This window comes from Arthrobacter sp. MYb229, from assembly GCF_002975405.1.
Taxonomy (GTDB): Bacteria; Actinomycetota; Actinomycetes; order Actinomycetales; family Micrococcaceae; genus Glutamicibacter.
Genome location: NZ_PCPS01000001.1, coordinates 1,261,181 through 1,276,197 on the forward strand (window position 1 = coordinate 1,261,181; position 15,017 = coordinate 1,276,197).

Annotated in this window: 16 protein-coding genes; 6 read left to right on the forward strand and 10 right to left on the reverse strand. The window is 62.5% G+C overall.

Features of this window, described 5'->3' with window-relative positions:
- The first annotated feature begins 78 nt into the window (after positions 1-78).
- Together CQ019_RS05970 and CQ019_RS05975 are read left to right on the forward strand one after the other, a co-directional pair.
- On the forward strand, positions 79-474 hold the full coding sequence (locus CQ019_RS05970; protein WP_105554622.1) for a MerR family transcriptional regulator: 396 nt from the start codon (positions 79-81) through the stop codon (positions 472-474).
- Between the two features lie 91 nt (positions 475-565).
- Positions 566-1,357, forward strand: coding sequence for an acyltransferase (locus CQ019_RS05975; protein ID WP_258134050.1), 792 nt, complete (start codon positions 566-568; stop codon positions 1,355-1,357).
- 9 nt (positions 1,358-1,366) lie between these two features.
- Here the strand turns inward: CQ019_RS05975 and CQ019_RS05980 are convergent, their stop codons facing one another.
- The 3 genes from CQ019_RS05980 to CQ019_RS05990 all read right to left on the reverse strand — a co-directional run bounded on the left by CQ019_RS05980 (position 1,367) and on the right by CQ019_RS05990 (position 3,902).
- Positions 1,367-1,615, reverse strand: coding sequence for a hypothetical protein (locus tag CQ019_RS05980; RefSeq protein ID WP_105569149.1), 249 nt, complete (start codon positions 1,613-1,615; stop codon positions 1,367-1,369).
- 46 nt (positions 1,616-1,661) lie between these two features.
- A complete protein-coding gene (locus tag CQ019_RS05985) occupies positions 1,662-2,921 on the reverse strand; it encodes a hypothetical protein (protein WP_146113330.1) in 1,260 nt (419 codons plus the stop codon).
- Between the two features lie 111 nt (positions 2,922-3,032).
- Positions 3,033-3,902, reverse strand: coding sequence for a VOC family protein (locus tag CQ019_RS05990; RefSeq protein WP_105569151.1), 870 nt, complete (start codon positions 3,900-3,902; stop codon positions 3,033-3,035).
- Between the two features lie 232 nt (positions 3,903-4,134).
- Between CQ019_RS05990 and CQ019_RS05995 the strand changes: the two genes are divergently transcribed.
- On the forward strand, positions 4,135-5,226 hold the full coding sequence (locus tag CQ019_RS05995) for a thermonuclease family protein (RefSeq protein ID WP_181148264.1): 1,092 nt from the start codon (positions 4,135-4,137) through the stop codon (positions 5,224-5,226).
- A gap of 220 nt (positions 5,227-5,446) precedes the next feature.
- On the forward strand, positions 5,447-7,159 hold the full coding sequence (locus CQ019_RS06000) for an AMP-binding protein (protein ID WP_105569152.1): 1,713 nt from the start codon (positions 5,447-5,449) through the stop codon (positions 7,157-7,159).
- Between the two features lies 1 nt (position 7,160).
- On the opposite strand, the gene CQ019_RS06005 is transcribed toward CQ019_RS06000, so the two are convergent.
- Together CQ019_RS06005 and CQ019_RS06010 are read right to left on the reverse strand one after the other, a co-directional pair.
- Entirely contained in the window at positions 7,161-8,177 is a 1,017-nt protein-coding gene (locus CQ019_RS06005; RefSeq protein WP_105554618.1) for an iron chelate uptake ABC transporter family permease subunit, read from the reverse strand.
- Complete coding sequence (locus CQ019_RS06010) at positions 8,174-9,121, reverse strand: iron ABC transporter permease (RefSeq protein WP_258133774.1); 948 nt, start codon at positions 9,119-9,121, stop codon at positions 8,174-8,176. Before CQ019_RS06010 ends, CQ019_RS06005 begins: the two co-directional genes overlap by 4 nt.
- 206 nt (positions 9,122-9,327) lie before the next feature.
- Here CQ019_RS06010 and CQ019_RS06015 point away from each other — a divergent pair, with 206 nt between their 5' ends.
- Positions 9,328-10,329 carry an ABC transporter substrate-binding protein gene (locus CQ019_RS06015; RefSeq protein ID WP_105569153.1) on the forward strand — a complete coding sequence of 334 codons (1,002 nt, stop codon included), beginning with the start codon at positions 9,328-9,330 and terminating at the stop codon, positions 10,327-10,329.
- Positions 10,330-10,455: 126 nt separating this feature from the next.
- On the opposite strand, the gene CQ019_RS18695 is transcribed toward CQ019_RS06015, so the two are convergent.
- On the reverse strand, positions 10,456-10,584 hold the full coding sequence (locus CQ019_RS18695) for a hypothetical protein (protein WP_258133772.1): 129 nt from the start codon (positions 10,582-10,584) through the stop codon (positions 10,456-10,458).
- A gap of 456 nt (positions 10,585-11,040) precedes the next feature.
- Here CQ019_RS18695 and CQ019_RS06020 point away from each other — a divergent pair, with 456 nt between their 5' ends.
- Positions 11,041-12,318 (forward strand): Fic family protein, encoded by a 1,278-nt coding sequence (locus CQ019_RS06020; RefSeq protein WP_105569154.1) that lies wholly within the window; start codon positions 11,041-11,043, stop codon positions 12,316-12,318.
- Between the two features lie 45 nt (positions 12,319-12,363).
- On the opposite strand, the gene CQ019_RS06025 is transcribed toward CQ019_RS06020, so the two are convergent.
- The 4 genes from CQ019_RS06025 to CQ019_RS18700 all read right to left on the reverse strand — a co-directional run bounded on the left by CQ019_RS06025 (position 12,364) and on the right by CQ019_RS18700 (position 14,848).
- Positions 12,364-12,549, reverse strand: a complete 186-nt coding sequence (locus CQ019_RS06025; protein WP_146113331.1) for a hypothetical protein — start codon at positions 12,547-12,549, stop codon at positions 12,364-12,366.
- A gap of 30 nt (positions 12,550-12,579) precedes the next feature.
- Positions 12,580-12,798, reverse strand: a complete 219-nt coding sequence (locus CQ019_RS06030) for a DUF6308 family protein (RefSeq protein WP_105569156.1) — start codon at positions 12,796-12,798, stop codon at positions 12,580-12,582.
- Positions 12,799-13,258: 460 nt separating this feature from the next.
- The gene (locus CQ019_RS06035; RefSeq protein WP_105569157.1) at positions 13,259-14,467 is read right to left on the reverse strand and encodes a hypothetical protein; all 1,209 of its coding nucleotides are present in this window, start codon (positions 14,465-14,467) and stop codon (positions 13,259-13,261) included.
- A gap of 252 nt (positions 14,468-14,719) precedes the next feature.
- Positions 14,720-14,848 (reverse strand): hypothetical protein, encoded by a 129-nt coding sequence (locus tag CQ019_RS18700; protein WP_258134051.1) that lies wholly within the window; start codon positions 14,846-14,848, stop codon positions 14,720-14,722.
- Positions 14,849-15,017: the final 169 nt, after the last annotated feature.

Below are 15,017 nucleotides of genomic sequence, written 5' to 3' on the forward strand. Positions count from 1 at the left end.
CCCCGGCGGCGCAGCAACCGATTCAAACTTACCTTAACGTAAGGGTAGAGTTTAAATCCGAGGGACAAGGAGCACCACATGGACGAATCCACCCCGGCCCCGGCCGAGGCCGCACCGAGAATGCACATCGGGGACATCGCCGAGGCCACGGGCCTCTCCCAGCGCACCATCCGCCACTATGACGAGGTGGGCCTGCTTCCGGCGACCACACGCAGCGAGGGCGGCTTCCGGATCTACACCCCCGCCGACCTGGCGCGCATGCTGGTCATCCGCTCGATGAAGCCGCTGGGCTTCACCCTGGAGGAGATGGGCTCGCTGCTGGACACCGTGGACACCCTGGCCGGCGATCCGCAGAACGCGCCCGCCCGCGCCCTGCTCGCCGACTACCTGCAGCGGGCCACCGAGAAGCGCAATAAGCTCGCGCTGAACCTCGAACGCGCCGATAAGTTCATCGAGGACCTGCGCGGCCGCTAGCCTGCACGCCAAGGGTGAGACAGCTGGCAGTGCCCTGCGAATCAGCCGGGTTCCGGCCCGCCGGCCGGGTTGAGCGCCTAGAGTCGTGAGCGTGATTGAACTTACCGCGCTCAGTAGCTACGAGGACGAGCTGGGCAACCGGATCGAGTCCCCCACCGTTTTCGAGAAGAACATAGCGATCAAGATCCGCGGGAAAAACAACCGCGTGCTGGTCGACCCGGACGCCAAGATCGGCCGGCTGGACCTGGTGTTCGACTGCGACAACGGGACGCTGCTCATCGGCCCCAGCAAGAAGAAGGGCTGGCAGCTGAACATCCGCATCGGGCAGGATGCCACGGTGCAGATCGGCCGCGACCTGACCACCACCGCCAAGGCCTTGGTCAGCGCGGTGGAGGGGGTGACCGTGCGCTTCGGCGATGATGTGATGATCGCCAGCGGAAACCAGTTCCGCGCCGATGACGGGCACCCGATCTTCGACGTGAAAACCGGCAAGCGGATCAACCCGGCCAAGGACATCACGGTCGGCAGCCATGTCTGGATCGGCGCGCAGGCCGCGCTGCTGGCCGGGGCCAGCATCGGGGACGGCTCGGTGATCGGCTACCGCAGCCTGGTCACCGGCAAGATTCCGAACAATGTCATTGCCGCGGGCACCCCGGCGCGGGTGCTGCGCAGGAATATCGCCTGGGAGCGCCCGCACCTCTCCTTCCACAAGCCGCCCTATAAGCCCGATGCCTCCACGGTCACCAAGAGCGAGGCGTACTGGAACGACACCGTCGAAGCGCAGGAACACGCGGCGATCGCGATGCCGCAGGTGCAAAGCCAGCTGCCGAAAAACCTCATTCGGCGCGCCGCGGCGAAACTCGGCCGGATCACCGGCGCCTAGCCCCTTGCGCTATTCGACGGTCCAGCCCTGGGCCTCGGAGCTTTCGCCCGCCGAGAGCCCTCCCAGCTTTTCCATAAGCTCCACGTACTCCGCGACGCTGTCCAGATCCTTGTATACGCCTTCGATGGGCATCTTCCGGTAGCTGTCAACGAGATGGGCCGCGTGATTGTCGAGAGTGGATTCGGCGTAGGAGATCGCCAACTGGTTGCTGCTCTGCGGCAGTCCGGTTTCCGGGTCCATGCTGGGCAGAGGGCTCATGGTGATCTCCTTTCGGCTACCTTCAGCATACGAGCTTTGTCCTAGTTCAACCATGGCCGCGGGGAGAAAATTTCCTCGGCTTGCGCACGGCCCGCTCGGCCAACCAGAACCCCAGCGCGAAGGCGCCAAATGCGTAGGCAATCAGCCAGAGCAGGGTCCACATCCGCGGCGACCACTGGACGGATAGGGCTCCGGCCATGGTCAGCATCGACAGGGCCAGGAGAATATTGATCAGGCGGAGCCGGTATAGGGCCCTGGCCACAACCCCCGGCTCGGGCGCCCGTGCCATCCAGGACATGAAAAGCGCCGGCGCAACGAGTATCACCGAGGAGGAAATTGAGCCCGACCAATTCCGGCTCAGGTAGTAATCGGTCGGACCCAGCCAAATCGCGAAGCTGGCGAGGATGAATACCCAGACTAGGAGCAAGGCCCACCGGGTGAACGCGCGGATCCCCGTCGGAGCGGGCCGGATTCGGAATTCCACTCCGGCTTTGGCGAAACGCGGAATGAAAATCAGGTTCTGGATATGGGATATCGGACCCAGGGTGGTTGCAGTGGCAATGCTTCTGACCACGCGTCCGGTCACGCTGCCGTGCTCGAGGCTGGTTTCGAAAATCGCAAGCTCTGGCGGGACCAGCACCTCATGATGCAGGCTTCGCGAAAAACCGGGATCGGACACGTCGAAACTGTAGACGTCGTTGTCTTGGAGAATCCTTGGCGGTGGAACCGGGTTCATGGGCAGGTCGTACCCATAGCTGAGAATGGTTCGCTGCCCCAAGGCGCCCTCGGGGACTTCCACGAGCACAACCCATGAGTTCGCGAGCAAATGGATGAAGTCGTTGATGAACCGGATCGTGGGATTGGCCGCCTGCAACTGCGGATAGGCCTCAAGCAATGCGGTCGGTGGAACCGGAGCAATGGCTTCGGAATTATTGACAAATTTTAGCTGCGCCCGGCGTTCGGCAGCATTGGACGTGAATTCGATTCCCGCCTGTTCAACGACGCTGACCAGCATGTCCGCCACCAGTCGGGTTGACCGTTCCTGATTAATCACGGCCAGCGGAGCTCCCGAACTGTCCCTGACCCAGAATCCGGTTAACACCTTCTTATCGAGGATCGCGATGGGAATGACCACCCGGGAAGTACTGCCGGCTATTCGTGCCGAAGCCGGCGGGGTCAAATCCAGGGAATTCTTCAGCAGTACCCGGCCAGGTGTTGTGTGGTCACTGGTCTGGATTCTGCGGTGCACCCACTTGGGCGAGGCGATAACCATGCTCCGAAGCCTGTCACCCTCATTCGAGGCCATCGCCGGTCACCCCTCTCCGCATCCGATGACTGGAGATTACCACCGCGCAACGAATCTGGATATGCGCAAGGCGAAAACGGCCGGTACTCCGCCGATCCGGCGGCGAAATAGTTAGCCGACCGCCACGCGCAGCTGGTTGTTCCAGGGATCCATGAAGCGCAGTTCGGCTCCGGTGTGGTGGTTTTCCACCTTTGCGAAGCTCAAGCGTTCGGCTAGCTTGCCGACCTCCTCCTCGGTCGGGACGTTGATCAGCACCTCTCCCAATCCGAGGGTGTCCTTGCGCGGCCCGGCGCCGCGCGAATTCCACACGTTCATCGCCATGTGGTGGTGGTAGCCGCCGGCGGAGACGAACAACGCCTGGTTGCCCAGGGAGGTGGTCTCATCGAAGCCCAGGGTATTGACGTAGAACGCCCGGGCGGTGGCCACGTCTCCTACCTGCAGGTGCACGTGGCCGATTTCCGCCTCCGCGGTGCGCTGCGCGGCAATGGCCTGCTCGCTCAGGTGCGAACTGAGGAACGCGTTCGGGTCCAGGTGCACGGTGTCCATGGCCACCTGGCCATCGGACCACGACCACGCCTCGCGCGGGCGGTCCCAGTACAGCTCGATGCCATTGCCTTCCGGATCGGTGAAGTAGAAGGCCTCGGAGACCAGGTGGTCCGAGCTGCCCACGAAGCGGCTCTGGTCGAATTGCGCGGCGGAAAGCACCGTGGCCGCGAGATCCGCCTGGGTTTCGAAGAGCAGTGCGGTATGGAAGAGGCCGGCCTCGCCGGCGGCCGGCAGCTGGAGCCCCGGAGCGTGCTGCAGGTTCACCAAGGTCTGCGTGCCGCGTCCGAGGCGCGTGCCCTGGGCCGATTCGCCCAGCACCTCAAGCCCGAGGGCCTGCTGGTAGTAGCCGCTCATCGCCTTCATGTCCCCCACCTTGAGCTGCACGGCGTTCATCTGGAGGTCTGCGGAGAGCTTGTCTGCTTGGAGGATCGTCATGGTGAGAGGCCTTTCTGGGTACCGGTCGACTGTTCTTGATTACTACCCTACTCCAATTTAGTTGAAGCTTCAAGTGTTTTGCCGATTGCTCGCAAGTGATCTCCAATACCCTCGGGCCCGCCACCCGCGGTTCACAATCGGATTTAAGTTGACGCGACAATGTTTCTCTTCTTGAATGAGCGAAGGGAGCTCATCACCCCACCCCACTCGCAGCTTCAAAAGGAAGTCATCAATGAGCAAGAAAAGAACCGCCTGGATTTCGATCGGCGTAACGGCCGCCCTGGTCACCGGCGGCGCGGTATACGCGGGCACCTTGAATAGTGACTCGCGCGGCACGGTAGTCCGCGTGATCGACGGGGACACCGTGGATATGCGCATCGCCGGCGAGGAAACCCGCGTGCGGCTCCTGAACATCGACACCCCAGAGACGGTGGACCCGGATAAGGCCGTCGAATGCATGGGCCCCGAAGCCTCCGACTACCTCAAATCGCTGCTCGCCCCGGGGGACAAGGTGAAGCTCGAGTACGACATCGAACGCACCGATAGGTATGGACGCACACTGGCCGGTGTCTACAAGGATAAAAGCCTGATAAATGCCGAGATCGCGGCCGCCGGTCTTGGCATCGCGGTCAAATATGAGCCGAACGTCCGATTCTATGACGAAGTGCTTCGGGCAGAGAAGGAAGCATCGACCACGACCGCCGGGCTCTTCGACCCAAACGCCGAATGCACTATCCCAGCAAAGCTGGAAGAAGCCACGCAAGCTCTGGGCCAGCTTGGCGACGCTCCGGCGGACTCGATCAACGAAGCCGAAAGCCTGGCCGGAGAGGCCGCTGCCGCCATAGCACTCGGACAAGGCGCCAAAAGCGCACTGGACAAGCTCACGCCGAACACGCATCCCGTTGCTTATGCGCTACTCGCCACGCACTTTGCCAAGAACGTAGCGAATCTCGATACATCAATATCGCGTGCAAACGGCATCGAACAAGCACATCAAGACCATAAGACCGCTCTGATCAAGGCCGAGGAAGAGCGAAAGGAAGCCGAAAAGAAGAAAAAAGAGGAAGCAGCAAAGAAAAAGAAGGCAGCGGAAGAAAAAGCAGCCGAAGAACAGCGTCGCGCAGCCATAGAGCGACAGCAACAAGCTGCCGAACAAAAGGCCGCCGAGCAACGTCGCCTCCAGCAGCAGAAACCGAAACCGGCCGCACCCAAGGTTCAGCAGCCGCGACCGAAAACTCAGCAGCCGCGCCAGCAGGGACCCAGCAACTACACCGGTCCGCGCTGCTACGCACCCGGTGGCAAGTCATGGAAGCCGTGCCCCTAGAGCCCGCCACGGCGGCCTGGCTTCACCCAACCCCTCGGATTCCCCGCTGGTACGCGGTGGCCCCGAGGGGTTTGCCATCTCCATTCCCCTCGGACCCGCCACTCGGCTGCCGCGAATTCAAAAAGCAGCGCGCGGGTGCTTTGAAATGCTTTGACATCCAAGTAGATTGGCACGTAACGCAGGTCACCTTTTGAAACCACACGGAAGTTGGAGGACATCTATGAACGTCAGCGAGGAATTCCGCGCCGCCCGCAATCAACTCTTGGAGCTCCGCAAGGACTACTCGAAGGCCAAGGAGTCCTTCAGCTGGCCCGAGTTCACCCACTTCAATTTCGGCACCGACTGGTTCGACCACCTCGCCGCGGATCCGCAGCGAGGCGAGGAACCGGCCCTGATCATTACCGAACTCGATGGCAGTTCGACGCGGCGCACCTGGCGAGAACTCTCGGCCCGCTCCACCCAGCTCGCGCGCTGGCTCAGCGACCAGGGAGTGCAACGCTCGGATTCGATCGCCGTGATGCTCGGCAACCAGGTTGAGCTGTGGGAAACGATGCTTGCCGGCATCAAGCTCGGGGCGGTGCTCGTCCCCTGCACCACCCAACTGACCCCGGCTGACCTCGAAGACCGGATCGAACGCGGCCACGTGTCCTGGATGATCACCAATGAGTCGGAAATGCACAAGTTCGAGACGGTGCGCGGAGACTACCGGCTGATCCAGATCGGTGGCGCACCGGACGCCGGGATCCTCAGCTACGAGGACTCGCTCACCGCCGAGGCCGAGTTCGAATTGAGCGAGCCGACCCGGGCCGATGAGACCCTGCTGCGCTACTTCACCTCGGGCACGACCTCCAAGGCAAAACTCGTTGAGCACACCCACACCTCCTACCCGGTGGGGCATCTGAGCACGATGTTCTGGATCGGCCTGGAGCCAGGCGACGTGCACCTGAATGTGGCCTCCCCGGGCTGGGCAAAACACGCCTGGTCAAATCTGTTCACCCCGTGGATCGCCGAGGCCACGGTCTTCATCTACAACTATGAACGATTCGACGCCGCGGCGCTGATGGGCCAGATGGCCAAGGAGCAGGTCACCAGCTTCTGCGCGCCGCCCACCGTGTGGCGGCTGCTGATCCAGGCGGACCTGTCGCTGCTTCAAACTCCCCCGATCAAGCTGGTCTCCGCCGGGGAACCGCTCAACGCCGAGGTCATCGATCAGGTGCAGCGCGCCTGGGGCCAGGTGATCCGCGACGGTTTCGGGCAAACCGAAACCACCGTGCAAATCGCCAACCCGCCCGGAGAGCGCATCACCATCGGCGCGATGGGCCGCCCGATGCCCGGATACGAGGTGGTGCTCCGCGATCCGGCCACCGGCGCGGAAGGCGATCTCGGCGAGATCTGCCTGGTAACCGCTCCGCGGCCGCTGGGGCTGATGAAGGGCTACTTCGAGGACGCGGAGAAGACCGCCGAGGTGTTCCGGGACGGGGTTTACCACACCGGAGACATTGCCGAACGCGATGAACACGGGGTTCTCACCTATGTGGGCCGCGCCGATGACGTGTTCAAGTCCAGCGACTACAAGCTCAGCCCCTTCGAGCTGGAATCGGTGCTGATCGAGCACCCCGGCGTCGGCGAGGCGGCGGTGGTCCCGGCGCCGGATGACCTGCGCTTGACGGTGCCCAAGGCGTATATCGTCCCGGCGGCGGGCTATGAGCCCTCCCCCGAACTGGCGGAGAGCATCCTGGGCTTCTGCCGCGAGCATCTGGCGGCCTACAAGCGCATCCGCCGGATCGAATTCGCCGACCTGCCCAAGACGATCTCGGGCAAGATCCGCCGGGTCGAACTGCGCCGGGCCGAGGAAGACCGGCACCGCACCGGCGTAGTCGCGGGCACCGAATTCCGCGATTCGGACTTTCCCGCGCTGCGTCCGCGCGCCTAGCTCAGGCGCTGCGCACCCGCGTCTGGCGGATCACCAGATAGATCAGGTACGGCGCGCCGATCACGGCGGTGGCCACGCCCGCGGGAAGCACCACGGAGAATAGCCGGGCCGCGGCCAAATCCGCAAGCAGCACGAAGATGGCACCGACCAGCGCGCTATGCGCAACCGGCGGCACGGTGCTGCGCGCAATCAAGCGCGAAGCGTGCCCGCTGGCCAGCGCGACGAAGGCCAGCGGCCCGGCAATCACCGTCGCGGCCACCGCCAGCGCGGTGGCCAGGCCCAGCATGATGATGCGGTCCCGGCCCAGGTCCATGCCCAGCGCGCGGGAGGTATCCGAGTCCAGGGCGAGCACTTCGCGCTGGTTGCGCAGCGCCGCGGCCAGCGCGACGCCTATGGCGATGACCAGCGGGGCGATGGCCAGATCCGCCCAGGAAACGCCGTTGACGGTGCCCGCCATCCAGGTCAATGCCTGCTGCGCGTTGTACACGTCGCCCAGGGTCAGCATCCACGAGGTCAGCGCGGCGCAGAGCCCGCTCATGCCCAGTCCCACGAGCACCAGCCGGTTGCTCTCCAGCGAGCTGTGCCAGACCAGCGAGAAGACCAGCGCCGAGACCAGCAGCCCGCCCAGCGTGGCGGCGATCGGCAGCCCGTAGGCGTGCAGGAACATCGGCAGGCCCTGCACCTGGCTGGTGAGCGCCAGCAGCGCGACGGCGCCGAGCGCCGCACCGTTGGTCACGCCGAGGATATCCGGGCTGGCCAGCGGGTTGCGCGCCACGGTTTGGGTCAGCGCACCGGCCACGCCGAAGCCGACGCCGGCGCATAAGGCCGCGAGGCTGCGCGGCAGCCGGAATTCCATAATGGCCAGCTCGGTGCGTGGATCCGGGGATATGCCGAGCAGGCTGCCGACCACGTCGGGCAGCGGAATTGGGGTGCCGCCGATGGAAAGATGCAGGCAGAGCACCGCCAGCGTGGCCAGGAACAGCAGCAGCGCCGTCGGCGCGGTGCGTCGGGCGCTCATACGGTGACCGGCTTGCGTCGTCGGGCCACGTAGATGAAGAAGGGCGCCCCGAGCATGGCCACCACCACGCCGACCGGGAGCTCGCCGGGACGCGCCAGCATGCGCCCGAGCACGTCGGCGACCACCAGCAGCAACGCTCCGCAGACCGCGGAGCCCGGGATCACCCAGCGGTAGTCCGCGCCGAAGATCCGCCGCGCCACATGCGGCACCAGCAGGCCGAGGAAGGCGATGGGCCCGGCGAGGGTGACGGCCAGACCGGAGAGCATCACGATCGCCGCCAACCCGATGCCGCGCGCCCGGGGCGCGGTGATGCCCAGGGCCCGGGCCGAATCTTCACCGAGGGTCAGGGCATTGAGCCCGCGCGCATTGGCCATGGCGAGCCCGGTCCCGGCCAGCAGCAGCGGCCAGAGCGCCAGGAACGAATCGTAGCCTTGGACCACGGAACCGACCTGCCAGAAGCGCAGCGTCTCCAATGCCGCCTCGCTGAGCAGTACGATGGCGGAGACCACTCCGGCGCACAGCGCGGTCACCGCCGCTCCGACGAGCACCAGGGTGATCGGCGAGGCGCCGCGTCCGTCCACCCGGCCGATGCCGAAAACTATCAGGGACGCCGCCAATGCGCCGCCCAGCGCCAGCAGTGCCTGCGGCCAGGGCTGCAGCGGTCCGGAGAACACGGCCACCGAGACGATGGCCAGCGCGGCTCCCTGGTTGATGCCCAGCAGGCCCGGTTCGGCAATGGGGTTGCGGGTATGGCCCTGGATCAGGGTTCCGGCCATGCCCAGCGCGGCCCCGGCGGCCAGCGCAGTGACGGTACGCGGCCAGCGGATCTCCCGGATGGCGATGTCGCTGACCCGCTCATCGGGGCTGAAGAGGGCATGGCGCAGTTCGGCGATGCTCGAGGTGCTGCTGCCGATCCAGAGGCTCAGCAGCACCGCGGCGATCACACCGAGGGAAAGGGCGAGGAGGCTGGCGGCCCGTGCTGTGCTACGTGAAATGACTCATTACCCTTCGTGCGACGCGGGATGTTGCCCAAGTGGGCCAGAACCATGCTACTGTACATTTCGCAGATTGAGTTTACCCTTACCTAAGCTCGCGTCTAAGAATTAGACTATGCGCCAATAAGTAAATCATCTTCACGGAAAGCACTCGCATGCATACTTCGCGCTTGATCGGCCTCACTGCAGCCTTGGCCGCCGCAACCCTCACCCTCGCATCCTGCGGCGGCGCCGCAACCTCCGAGACTCCCGCCAAGGAAAATGCATCCGCAGATTCCGGCTTCCCGGTCACCATCGAGCACTTCCGCGGAAAGACCGAGCTGGCCGAACGCCCGCTGCGCGTGGCGGCGCTGGATCCGTCCTATGTGGACGCCACGCTGCTGCTTGGCGCCGAACTGGTGGCGTACACCGAGTACCGCAAGTCCGGCAATCCCTTCCCCGAATACCTCGGCGACGTCACCGAGCTGACCGAGGACGCGGTGAACGTTGGCACCACCACCGAGCCGGATCTCGAAAAGTTGCTGGCCGCAGACCCGGACATCATCATCTCGGCCGACGTGCGCCAGGGCGGCATGTATGACCAGCTGAACAAGATCGCCCCGACCGTCTTCTCCGAGTCCACCGGACCGACCTGGAAGGAGAACGTCGTGCTGCTGGGCGAGACGCTGGGCAAGAAGAGCGAGGCGGAGCAGGCAGTGGCCGACTACGAAACCCGCGCGGCCGCCGTGGGCAAGGAAATCCTTGCGCAGCAGGCGGATACCACCTACTCGCTGGTGCGCTTCGCCGGCGAAGACACCGCCCGGCTCTATGCCACGGATTCCTTCATCGGTGAAATCATGGCGGATATGGGCATCCCCCGCCCCAAGGACGCTCCGGACACCACCGAGTCCATCTTCGTACCGCTGTCTTCCGAGGAGATCCTGAAGGCCGACGCAGAGGTCATCTTCCAGTCCACCTGGGCACCGGAAGGCGCCGAGGGCGACGCGTCGCGGGATCAGGAAAAGAAGTTCACCTCCAACCCGCTGTGGAAGAAGCTCACCGGCGAGGTACTGCCGGTGGACGACTCGATCTTCCTTTCCTCGGTCTCGCTCCAGGGCGCCAACGAGGTCATCACCCAGGTGGCCGAGCACTTCGACGTGGATCCGCAGCTGTCCTAAGGCTGCTTGCCGCCAGCAGCTGGCGGCAGAACGCCATCGAGCCCCTGCCCGGCGATCATTCGCTGCGGTACAGGGGCTCGATTGGTGTTTAGTGCTTAGTGCACAGCGCTCATGGCTGGCTCTTAATTATTTGGCTGACTTCCGCACCGGCTCGGTGACCGTATCAGCGTGCTTCAAGCGCTTTTCGGCGCGCTTTTCCTTGATGGACTTGCCGGGTTTTTTCGCATCGCTCTTGCGTGGTGACTTGTTCGACATAATGTGCCGTCCTTGCCGGAAATGCCGCGCATTTCCAAAAATGGGGAGGGTACCCCGTTAGCCCTAGCCTAGGATATGCGGCAGTTTTTCTCTAGCTTTCGTCCGCCAGCGAAATGCGAATGTACGGTGTTGCAGCTGGATACCGGAAAAGCAGTCCGTAGAAAATCCCCATCCGGCATTCGGGTTCGGACCTGCATCGGCGGATTCAACACAAGACGCTTGCGAGTTCTTTCCCCTGGGGATCCAGAATTCTTCGAGACCGTCGGGAAGATATCCCTAAATGATAACCGGTGGGACACTTTCTATCAGATAACCGGATAAACGATAGAAGGTACGCCGCCGGCAACCAGATAGCAGGGTCGCAGAGACTAGAGGTGAAAGCCAGGAAGGACTTTTCTATCAGATAAATTACTAAGTGATAGAATCCAACTAGAAGAGTTGCAGATGGAGGCATCGATGAATCAGCAATCACGCCATATGGATGGGAAGTTCGGTCACAGCCACAGAGACGAGGCCAACAACTCGCTATCGTCCAGCAATTCATGGCCAGAGGCCGAATATGACGAGGTCACATGGGAGGGTGGGGCCCAGGATTTCAACGATCACAGATTCATGTCCGGAATGCGGGGCCAGAACTACAAAGCCTTCGTCTCTCCGACCATCGCAGAAACTGGCTATGCACCCTCGCCTCAGATCGCATCTCTCGCCGAAGAAGCGAGCCGGGAAATCAGCCGCTTCGATGAAAAGTATGGTGCGCGGGTCGGTCCATTTGCAACGATCATGCTCCGGTCCGAATCCGTTGCCTCGTCGCAAATCGAGAACCTGACGGCTAACGCCCGCAGCCTGGGCGAAGCCGAGCTCGGCGTCGAAGAGGAACTGAACGCCACACTCGTGGTGCGAAACGTTAGGGCGATGGAATCGGCTCTGGCGGCCTCGGAAAATCTTGACACTGGTAGCATCCTCGACATGCACAGAGCGCTGATGAAAGGTACGAGAGACGAGGCTACTGCAGGCTCATGGAGGCAGCAGCAAGTCTGGATTGGAACCAGCTCAAGCAGCCCTATCGGCGCAGAGTTCATCCCACCCCATCACGACCGAGTCCCTGCATTGATGGAAGATTTGATGGTCTACGCCCGACGAACTGACGTGCCCGCGATGGCTCAGGCAGCTATAGCTCACGCCCAGTTTGAAACCGTCCACCCCTTCACGGACGGAAACGGCCGAACTGGGAGGGCTCTGATCCACTCGATGCTCAAACGCCACGGCGTCGCGCGCAACGTGTCAACGCCCGTTTCTGCTGGTCTCCTGGCGGACATCGGCGCCTACCACCGCTCCCTTGATGCGTACCGCGCTGGAAACCCCGAGCCGATCATCACGCTCTGCGCGGAAGCCTCATTCCGGGCAATCTGGAACGGCACACAACTTGCCGAGGACGTCACATCGATTGCAGACTCCTGGAAAGCCAAAATCAAGGCTCGCAAGGACGCCGCAGTGTGGCGAGTCCTTGAGCTTCTGGAAAGCCGACCCGTGGTAAATGCCGCGGTGCTGGAAGCAGAGCTGGGACTGGACTACCTCAGGTCCAAGCGAGCCATGGACCTTCTAACCGAAAATGGGGTGGTTATCGGTGTCGACAAATACAAACGGGGCAGATTCTGGCGCGCTCCCGAGATGCTCAATGCCCTGGATGCCTTCGCAGAACGGGCAGGCCGCCGACGGCAGTCAGGTTCCGTCTAGGGCACTTACGCGATCAAGAGGACTGCACGAGCTACGGCCGGACACTCAACCGCTGCGCGGTGCTCGGCCCAGATCCCAGCCCACAATATCGAGGGCACGAAGCACCGTGATGGGCACCGAGGGGTCGACCATGGTTACGATTTCTTCCCACACGGGCAACTGCTGCAGCACGTCCCGTTGTAGTGCCGGCAGCCAGGCCTCGGCGAAGTCACGATGAGTCTGAGTCTTCACCGGTGGCACCGGTGCCTCCCCGATCAGGCATTAGCAGCGGCGAATATTCTCGTCGAAGAACGGGATGAGCTCGGGACGTTTGCGGTGCAGCACTTTCATCGGCTTGGTCTTTCCGACGTGCTTGGTTGGCTTGTCATTCAGGATCCCGAACAGGTCGGCGATGACGTCGAGGGTTTCTGATGATGCCTCAGCAAAAGACTCCTCTTTTGGGAGACGCGAAAGGACGGGCGGCCCCCGGGAAGTGGACACCGGGAGCAAAAACGCTAAGCAGCGAACTCCACCACAACCCGAAAATCACCCTCAAAATCAACAGGCGACTTATAGCCTAACGCCGAATGCTTCCACCTACGGCGCTTTTTGTGGCAGCTTGCTCGTATCGAAACGCAGATCGACAGCTCCCGATCTAGTTGCCCGCAATAAATTGCTGTATCTCGCACAGCAATCGACGTGGCCAATCCCGATCCGCGGGTAAGCTCATCCACCGCGAAATGCTCCGTTTCAATCCGGGAAGTCACATAGGACCGCGGCTCCATGCAGCCGTTGGAAATGAACTTGAGAAGGCGCGAATCACAGCGCACGGTGACTTGCTGGATCACTCCCGCAGATCTGGGATCCCACTGACTGCGACCTTGCCTTCCAGTCCTCGCAGCTTCAGTACCCGTCTACGGGTGGCTAAATCAGGCTGGGATTCGACGCCGAACCAGTCGATTCAGGAAGACATGGCTTTCTGCAGTTTCGGTTCCAACGCTTCCTTGACTCCCCTGGCAAGGTAATACACACCGTCCGAGTACCAGAAGAACATGAGACCCCGGCGCAGCGGCTTAGGTATACGGGACAGGCTTGGCGAAGTCTTCATCGCCCGGTTTGCGATGGCTCCGGCGGCCAGGACGGCCACGCTGGAGGAAATCAACGCCCGCGGGCTCCACCCGGTGCGGGAGAGCAAACCCATCAGGCCGGTGGCCTCGCGTTCGAACTCTTCGAAGGTGACTCGGATCGAGTTCAGCACCCCGTGGACATGGATTTCCCGTGCGTCCTCGGGAACCGGTGCGCCCGAGAGGAAGTCGATGCTCCGCGGGTCATAACCATGAAGAGTCAGGAACCTTTTGAGATTGTTCGCCGAGCGTGGCGCGCGCAGAATCGATTTTGCTTCTTCCCGCGCCGGTCCGGCTGCCAGCAGCTGATCCACGATCTCATAGTCGTCCGCGTAGACCCCGTCGTTCCACTCGTCCATAGCATGCAACAGCAACTGCGCATCGCTGCCGGTACTGGCCTCCAGGATCCTCATGCGTTCCAGATCGATCTGGTAGGACACGTGGTCGGGCAAGAGCTGCGGACGCAGCGGGCCTTTGGAGTGGATCGATGCGGTGAGCACGCTGCCGCTGCGCGTCAGCGTCAGGTACGGCCGGCTGGACCGCGAGATGTTGGGCTCTTCCAATGGATTACTGGGCAGGACCGTCAGCCCGGCGAGATTTCTGAACACCGTGAAGGTATTGCCTTCGAGGCGCGGGGAAAGTGTCAGATCCGAGACTTTCAGGGTAGCGCCCTGGAATAACTGCGCGTCCGGAGCGTACTGGCCAAGCTGTTCTTCTCCCGGGACCGGGCCGTCCAATTCCTCGCCGTTGATCAAGACGAATCGCGCACCGCTTGCCGCCTTGAGGTTATGGGCCAGCTCCGTGAGCCGCGGGCCTTGGATAAGTGCAGCTTCCGGGCCGATCTGGCACAGCACCGGGTCCCGGGCATCGTTCAATGTCGCCAGTTCGGCGAGCACCTCCGTGGCGTGCTCCCGGGATCTCGCACCGTCGATAAAACCGACGAGCCGGTGTTCGGCGAGGACGGCGTGGACATCGGCGGCCGCTTCAGGCTTTGAACCGGTGAAGATAAATTCAAGGTTGATAAAGCTGAACTCATTATCGTCCACGATCTAGGACCCCTTTTTCACGCTTTGATCAATCGATTTCTCACTAGTTTAGGCATGGGCAGGAATCACGCGAAATCCTGTCTCATTCGGGCATGGCCTCGGGGTGAAGCAGATTCGGCCCGCGCTGCGTGCTCGAGAAAATCTTGGAAAGCAGCAAGCCTCCGCCGGACGGTGGCTGACCGAGAGGCAGAGGCTTGGCTGGGCGCTGTTCTTAGGCCGCTGATTCGCTACCTAAGGATCGGACGCTGATGCTTATTTGGCGTTTTTACGTGCTGATGCGGTGATGGAATCAGCACTCTTCAGCCGCTTCTCGGCGCGTTTTTCCTTGATGGATTTTGCGGGCTTCTTCGCTTCGCCCTTGCGTGGTGACTTGTCGGACATGATGTGCCGCCTAGCTGGAAATGCCGTGCACTTCCAAAATACGGGGAGAGTACCCCTGCCTTCCATCCTACGGCGCGTGAACTGGCGCCGAAACCAGTGGCTCTGAATACTGGCGTAGCGCAAAGAAAACTGCGCCCCACGAACCGAAGGTCCACGAAGCGCAGTCTGG